This is a genomic window from Comamonas sp. JC664 (assembly GCF_042647185.1).
Genome location: NZ_JBHRUZ010000006.1, coordinates 23,578 through 29,690, shown reverse-complemented (window position 1 = coordinate 29,690; position 6,113 = coordinate 23,578). Strand labels below are relative to the sequence as shown.

General features: G+C 63.7%; 9 protein-coding genes and 1 pseudogene. 9 read left to right on the top strand and 1 reads right to left on the bottom strand.

The annotated features are described in order from the left end of the window. Nucleotides 1-251: 251 nt before the first annotated feature. The 8 genes and pseudogenes from ACFODQ_RS01090 to ACFODQ_RS01055 all read left to right on the top strand — a co-directional run. A pseudogene (locus ACFODQ_RS01090) lies at nt 252-347 on the top strand (hypothetical protein); the annotation flags it as partial. A gap of 56 nt (nt 348-403) precedes the next feature. Beyond that, complete coding sequence (locus tag ACFODQ_RS01085; protein WP_377014535.1) at nt 404-787, top strand: hypothetical protein; 384 nt, start codon at nt 404-406, stop codon at nt 785-787. 258 nt (nt 788-1,045) lie between these two features. Beyond that, the gene (locus ACFODQ_RS01080; RefSeq protein ID WP_377014523.1) at nt 1,046-1,330 is read left to right on the top strand and encodes a hypothetical protein; all 285 of its coding nucleotides are present in this window, start codon (nt 1,046-1,048) and stop codon (nt 1,328-1,330) included. Continuing rightward, a complete protein-coding gene (locus tag ACFODQ_RS01075; RefSeq protein ID WP_377014521.1) occupies nt 1,327-1,980 on the top strand; it encodes a hypothetical protein in 654 nt (217 codons plus the stop codon). The genes ACFODQ_RS01080 and ACFODQ_RS01075 overlap by 4 nt, the downstream gene beginning before the upstream one ends. After that, on the top strand, nt 1,952-2,416 hold the full coding sequence (locus tag ACFODQ_RS01070) for a hypothetical protein (RefSeq protein ID WP_377014519.1): 465 nt from the start codon (nt 1,952-1,954) through the stop codon (nt 2,414-2,416). The genes ACFODQ_RS01075 and ACFODQ_RS01070 overlap by 29 nt, the downstream gene beginning before the upstream one ends. A 114-nt stretch (nt 2,417-2,530) precedes the next feature. Next, nucleotides 2,531-3,277 carry a DUF11 domain-containing protein gene (locus tag ACFODQ_RS01065; protein ID WP_377014517.1) on the top strand — a complete coding sequence of 249 codons (747 nt, stop codon included), beginning with the start codon at nt 2,531-2,533 and terminating at the stop codon, nt 3,275-3,277. Beyond that, nucleotides 3,181-4,626, top strand: coding sequence for a hypothetical protein (locus ACFODQ_RS01060; RefSeq protein WP_377014515.1), 1,446 nt, complete (start codon nt 3,181-3,183; stop codon nt 4,624-4,626). Before ACFODQ_RS01065 ends, ACFODQ_RS01060 begins: the two co-directional genes overlap by 97 nt. Further along, entirely contained in the window at nt 4,613-4,831 is a 219-nt protein-coding gene (locus ACFODQ_RS01055; protein WP_377014513.1) for a hypothetical protein, read from the top strand. The genes ACFODQ_RS01060 and ACFODQ_RS01055 overlap by 14 nt, the downstream gene beginning before the upstream one ends. A gap of 36 nt (nt 4,832-4,867) precedes the next feature. Here ACFODQ_RS01055 and ACFODQ_RS01050 read toward each other — a convergent pair whose 3' ends face one another. Next, nucleotides 4,868-5,392 carry a hypothetical protein gene (locus tag ACFODQ_RS01050; protein ID WP_377014511.1) on the bottom strand — a complete coding sequence of 175 codons (525 nt, stop codon included), beginning with the start codon at nt 5,390-5,392 and terminating at the stop codon, nt 4,868-4,870. 135 nt (nt 5,393-5,527) lie between these two features. Between ACFODQ_RS01050 and ACFODQ_RS01045 the strand changes: the two genes are divergently transcribed. Beyond that, a complete protein-coding gene (locus ACFODQ_RS01045; RefSeq protein WP_377014509.1) occupies nt 5,528-6,070 on the top strand; it encodes a choice-of-anchor U domain-containing protein in 543 nt (180 codons plus the stop codon). The last annotated feature ends 43 nt before the right edge of the window (nt 6,071-6,113 follow it).

The window sequence follows — 6,113 nt, the reverse complement described above, 5'->3', positions numbered from 1 at the left end:
TAAGGAGCCCTGCATGAGTCTGCCTTCGAAACCTCGCTGTTTGCTGCTGCCAAGCGTTGGGATGCCGCCTTGGTGGCCCAGCTGCTGACGCAGGCGCCGCAGTGGGCCCAGGCGGTCGATGGCAAGGGGCGCACCGCCTTGCAGGTGGCCTGTGGCGTAGCAGCGCAAAACGCCCAGTCAGCCGATACCACGGCCTGGAAACCGTGGCCACCTTGCTGGCCGCCGGTGCCGTGCTGGAGGCCGAAGCCCCGATGGGCGAGTGCAATGGCGAGTTCCGCGCCACCGCGCTGTGGTTTGCCGTGGCCCGAGGCGAAAACCTGCCGCTGGTGGAGTTGCTGCTCTCGCACGGCGCCAATGCCAGCTACTCGCTGTGGGCCGCCGTGTGGCGCGATGACGAGGCCATGTGCCGCGCGCTGCTGCAGGCCCAGCCCTCCTTAACCTGCGCGAGCACGGCGAAACCCCTGTTTTCTATGCCGCACGCCTCGGTCGCCTCAAGACCCTGGAGCTGCTCCTCGACGCCGGCGCCGACGTCTCGGTGGCCGACTTCAAAGGCCGCGACGCCGTCGACATCGCGCGCTCGCCCGCGCCTGCCCCAGGGGCTGATCTACCGCATGCAGCAGCTGCGCCAGCCGCGGCTGGCCTGACGATCCGTTGCACAGCGCATTGCCCGGGTTTCAGCGCGAACCCGGGCGGGCCACTGCGCTGCCTTCCTGCTACTGCTCCTCGATCCGCTTCTCTTCATGAGGCAATGCTTGGCATGCTTTGCCCGCCAAGCGACTGGAGGTAGTCAGTACCCACCTTTCAGGTGACTGTTGCATTTGCCTAACTATCTGTCAGCTTCCTGTAAGCAGTGTTCATTCCAATGCGCTTCAGATGAAATAAAGCTATCAATTGACATCAGTAAATTATTGTTGTTAATTGACGGATATCAAGTGAAGTGGAGGACCAGGGGTGCATCCATGGACCTGGGCCGACTACAGATGGACACACGACTTGCATGTATCAAAAAAAGAGGGGCCGCCCGCTGTTTACCAGCTGGGCAACGGTGGTGGGCATGTTGGTGCTGGGGCTGCTGTATTCGATCAGCAGTGCCTTTGCGCAGGCGGCAGACGCTGTGTGTGCCGAAGTCAAAATTGTCATTGAACAAAAGCTTTCGCTGGAGCGCCAGGCCTTTGATGCCAAGATGGTCATCACCAATGGCCTGGCGGACCAGAAGCTGGAGAACGTCTCCATCGAGCTGAAGTTTCTCGATGCCAACAACAACCTGGTGGTTGCGACCTCGGACCCCAATGCCCAGGGGCGACGTTCTTTTACCGCACTGACCAGGTGACAGGCATCACCAGTCTCCAGGGTGGTGTCATCGCGCCCAAGGCGGTGGCCCATATCAACTGGCTCATCATCCCCGCAGCGGGCAGTGGTGGCAGCAACCCGCAAGGCGCTGTGTACTACGTGGGTGCCAAGGTCAGCTACACGCTCGACGGCAAGGCAGATTCCGTTGACGTGGCGCCAGAATCCATCGTGGTACGCCCCCAGCCCGAGCTGGTGCTGGATTACTTTTTGCCGCGCGATGTCTATGCCGACGACGCCTTCACGCCAGAGACCGAAGCAGCAGAGCCCTTTACCTGGGCGTCCGCATCAAGAACCAGGGCGGCGGCACATCCCACAAGACCAAGATCGACACCGCCCAGCCCCGCATTGTGGAGAACCGGCAGGGCCTGGCGATCAGCTTTCAAATTCGGCGGCTATGTCGGCGACCAACCAGCAGGCAAGAGCCTGCTTTTGGACTTTGGCGACATAGAGTCAGGCACTTCCAAAATGGGCCGCTGGTCCATGGTCACCAGTCTGCAGGCAAATTTGTCGAGTTCAATGCCAGCTTCACCCATGCCGATTCCCTGGGGGGGCGGTCACCTCGCTGATCAAGGAAGTGCGCACGCATACCTTGGTCCAGGATGTGCGCGTGGATCTGGCAGGGCGCGATAAGGTGCGCGACTTTCTCGCCAAGGATGGCGACGTCTATCGGGTCTACGAGTCCGATGGCGCAGACACCGAGGTGCAGAACCAGACGGCGTCGGCACAGATGACCGTGCAGGGCAACAACGCCAGCCTGCGCTTTAGCCCTGTAGCCCAGGGCTTTGCCTATGCCCGCGTGCCCGATCCGGCGCGCGGCGCCAAGCTGCCGGTGCAGGTCACGCGGTCGGATGGCTATATCGTGCCTGCAGAAAACGTCTGGTTGTCCAAGGAGCGCAATGAAGACCTGAGTTGGAGCTACTTCCTCAATATCTTCGATGCCAATACCAGCGGCCAGTACAGCATTGGCTTTGTGGCCGGCGCGGCCGAGGCCAGCATCGCGGGCCTCGTGTACCGGACAGCAATGCCAATGGCCTGCGCGACAGTGGCGAGCCGGGCATCCCCGTGACCGAGGTCAAACTGAGCGGCACCCAAGCCAGCACGGGCGCCGCGAGCTGCAAACGTCGTATACCGATGCGCAAGGCGCGTTCCACTTCACCAACCTCAAGCCAGGCTCTACACCTTGGTCGTTGGTGTCAGCGATGGCCTGGTGGATGGCGCGGCGCTGGCGGGCTCTGCGGGTGGGCAGAGCGAGGCGGGCAAGTTCAGCAGCATTGAGCTGACTGCTGGCTCCGCTGCAGCCGGCTATCTGTTTGCCAAGCGTGCCGCCGCGCCCGACAACCCCGACCTCGAGCCCAAGGCCGACCTGGCAGTAGCTGCAGGTGCCAGCCCTGCTACCGTCAAGCGAGGCGACAAATCCACCGTCACGATCACCGCAGAAAACCTGGGCCCGGCTACGTCTGTGGCGACCACGGTGAATGTGGAAATACCAGCGGGCTTAACCGTGCTGAGCCCATCGGCCGCTGTGGGCAGCTATGCCAATGGTGTCTGGACCCTGGGCGATATGGCAACGCGTTCCACCGCGATCCTGACCTTGGAAGTGCAAACCGACAAGGACAGCAGCGCCAAGGAGTTTGCCGTGGCTGCGCGTATCGGCTCGTCCACCAAGGACGATATCAGCAGCAACAACAGCGCCTCTACCTTGATCCGTATTCAGAGCAGCGAGGCCGTGACTGCCACGCAAACAGCAGACAGGGTATGCGCGTGCTGGCCTATATCGGCTGCGGCGCAGACACCGCCTGCGCCGCGCAAAAACGCCAGGCCGCGCAAACGGTGCTGGCCACGTATGACGATGAGGCCGAGATCGTTGAGACAGCTGCTGCCTTCCAAAAGGCGTTGCGTGCTGGCGACTTCAGCCTGCTGTGGCTGAGCGGGTCGCTCAGCGATCTGAGCGCCCACCTGCAGGAGGAAGTGCGCGCTGCCGTGCTGCGTGGTGCCTCGCTGGTGGTGGATGGCGCTGCCGATACCCATCTGCGTGCCATTGCCGAGATCTGGGCAGCTATGCCGATCAGCCGTTGCCTAACGCTTGCTCTGCAGTTGGGCACTAACGCGCTGCCGCTCACCAACCCAAGCTGGGCTTTGGTGGCCGATGCGCCGGCGACCACTGAGCTGCGCTACGCCAGCGGAGAAACCGCCGCCGTGCGCAGCAGCTATGGCAAGGGCCAGGTACTGGCGATGGGCTTTGACAGCCTGGGTGAGCCGCTGAGCGGCACGGAGTGGACGGCATGGCTCCAGGCCCAGATGGTGCTGAGTACGCCCAAACTGGTAGACCCGATGCTCGCCCAATCCAGCGTGTACCTGAAGACTGTCATCCACAATGGCGACGACAAGGCCCGCCAGCTCACGCTGAGCACGGCCTTGGGCAACGGCGCCCAGCTGCTGTCGTCCAAGCCCGCTGCCGCGCAAAGCGGCGACCAGCTAAGCTGGCCTATGGACCTGGCTGCCGGTGCAGAGCAAGGCGTTGAGCTGTGGCTACAGCTGCCTGCCGATGCCAAGGCCTTTAGCCTGGAATCCCAGCTGCGCAATACCGCCGATGCGGTGGTGGTGGACAGCTGGTCGCACAACCCTGCGCACCATGCACAGCAGCAGGCGGAGGCCAATGCACGCACAGCGCTGCCCGCCATTGCAGGCCTGGCTGACGCAGAAAAGGCCCAGTTGGTGGCCCTGTTCGACCAAGCAGCCGATGCGGTCCAGCAGCAAAAGCTGGGCGATGCGATTGCTGCGCTGCTGCAAGCGCAAGAAAAACTGCGTGCGCTGCCGCAAGGTGGTGGGCGTGATGCGGCATGGCAGCCCGTAGCGCAGTGGATAGGCCTGGTATCTGCGGCCTGGAAGGATGACGGCTCTGCCACCAAGAGCTGGACCTTGGCCATCAGCAGCGGTAACCAGCAGGTTGCCCAAATAGGCACTGCGTTTGCGACGCCGCTCCAGGTACGTCTGGCCGATGAGAACGGTGCCCCGGTAGCCGGTCAGACCCTGCGCTTTACGGCCCCAGCCAGCGGCGCCAGTGCGCTGTTCAGCAACGGCACCGCCGCCTTGCAGGTCAGCACCGACGCCCAAGGCCTGGCGAGCGCCGATGCCATCACCGCCAATGCGTCGTGGGTGCCTACCAAGTGCTTGCCAGTTGTGGACGGCGGCGTCAACACCCCCGCCAGCTTTGACTTGCGCAACAGCGATGCGGCAACCCCCCATCTTGACCTTGCAGCGGGTGGCGGGCGATAACCAGACTGCACACGTAGGCCAGGCCTTTGCCCAGCGCTTGCAAGCCAAGGTGGTCGATGCGCAAGGCGCAGCCATGGCCGGTCACGTGGTGGTGTTCACGCTGCCATCGGCTGCAGTGGGTAGTGCCACGGCTAGCTTTGCCGATGCTCCCAAACCGCTAGCGTCTCTACCGATGCCCAAGGCTTGGCGATCTCGCCAGTGCTGACGGCCAACAGCGCGGAGGGTAGCTACCAGGCGAGTGCTACAGCGGCAGGGTCTCCGGCGAGGCGACGTTCGCGCTGACCAACACGGCGCAGCCGGTGCAAGTGCTCCAGCTGCTTGGCGTTGCGGCAGCGGCCAGTCGGCCCATGTGGGCGCTGCCTTTGCGCAAGCGCTTGCCGTCAAACTGGTGGATGGCCAAGGCCTGGGCGTGGCAAACCACAGCATTCGTTTCGAGTTGCCTTCCAGCGGTGCCAGTGCCACGTTGCAGGCGCGCTTTGCAAGCAGAGGTGCAAACCGATGCCAATGGTTTTGCCAGCGCGCCCTGCTCACGGCCAACAACACCGAAGGCAGCTTCGAGGTGCTGGCCAGTGCAGGCGGTGTGGCAGACGGCGTGCGGTTTGCATTGACGAACACCGCTGTAACGGCGCCTGTGCTGAAACCTGCAGGTGCTTGCCGGTGGCGGCCAGTCTGCGGTGGTGGGTACGGCCTTTGCCGAGGTGATCCGTGTCAAGCTGGTCAACGGCCAGGGTGAACCGGTGGCAGGGCGTGTGCTGAGCTTCAGCATGCCCGCCAGCGGTGCAGGCGCTGTCTTTGCGGGTGGCGGCTTGACTGCGCAAGCGACGACCGATGCACAGGGCCTGGCGGCATCGCTGATGTTCAGCGACAACGCGACGGCGGGCGACTACGAAGTGTGGTGGCGATGGCGGGTGCGCCCGATGTCAAGCTGGGCCTCAAGAACACCCCGGCCCCCGCGGGTGACAAGCAAGTCACCATCCCCACGCCAACGGGAACGGGCACGCTCAAGGCTTCGGTCACGGGCGGTGGCGCCACTTGCCGCTTCAACCCTGACAAGACCGCCGTCAAGCGGGCGCAAGGCTGGTTGCCGCTGTTTGATGTGCTGCTGTTCCCCCATGGCGTGTTCGAGTACGAACTGGTCGGCTGTGACGTGGGCAGCACGGTGACCGTCACGACCGAGTGGCCCAACCTGTTTGGCATCAGCAACTACATGAAGTACGGCCCCACGCCTTCTTCACGTGGCCGCAGCCTTTGGTACGTGCCCAAGAACCTCAAGCTGGAGGGCAACCGGGTGAGCTTCACCATCACCGATGGCCAGCTGGGCGATGACGACCTGGCCGCCAATGGCGTCATCAAAGACCCGGGCGGCCCGGTGATCCAAAGCGGGCCGCTGCCTGCCGACGAGCAAGCCGTGCCAGTGCCGGGCTGGGTTGGCTGGCTGTGCTGATGCTGTCGCTGTTGACCGGTTTGGCGGCGCTGGGCCGGGCTGC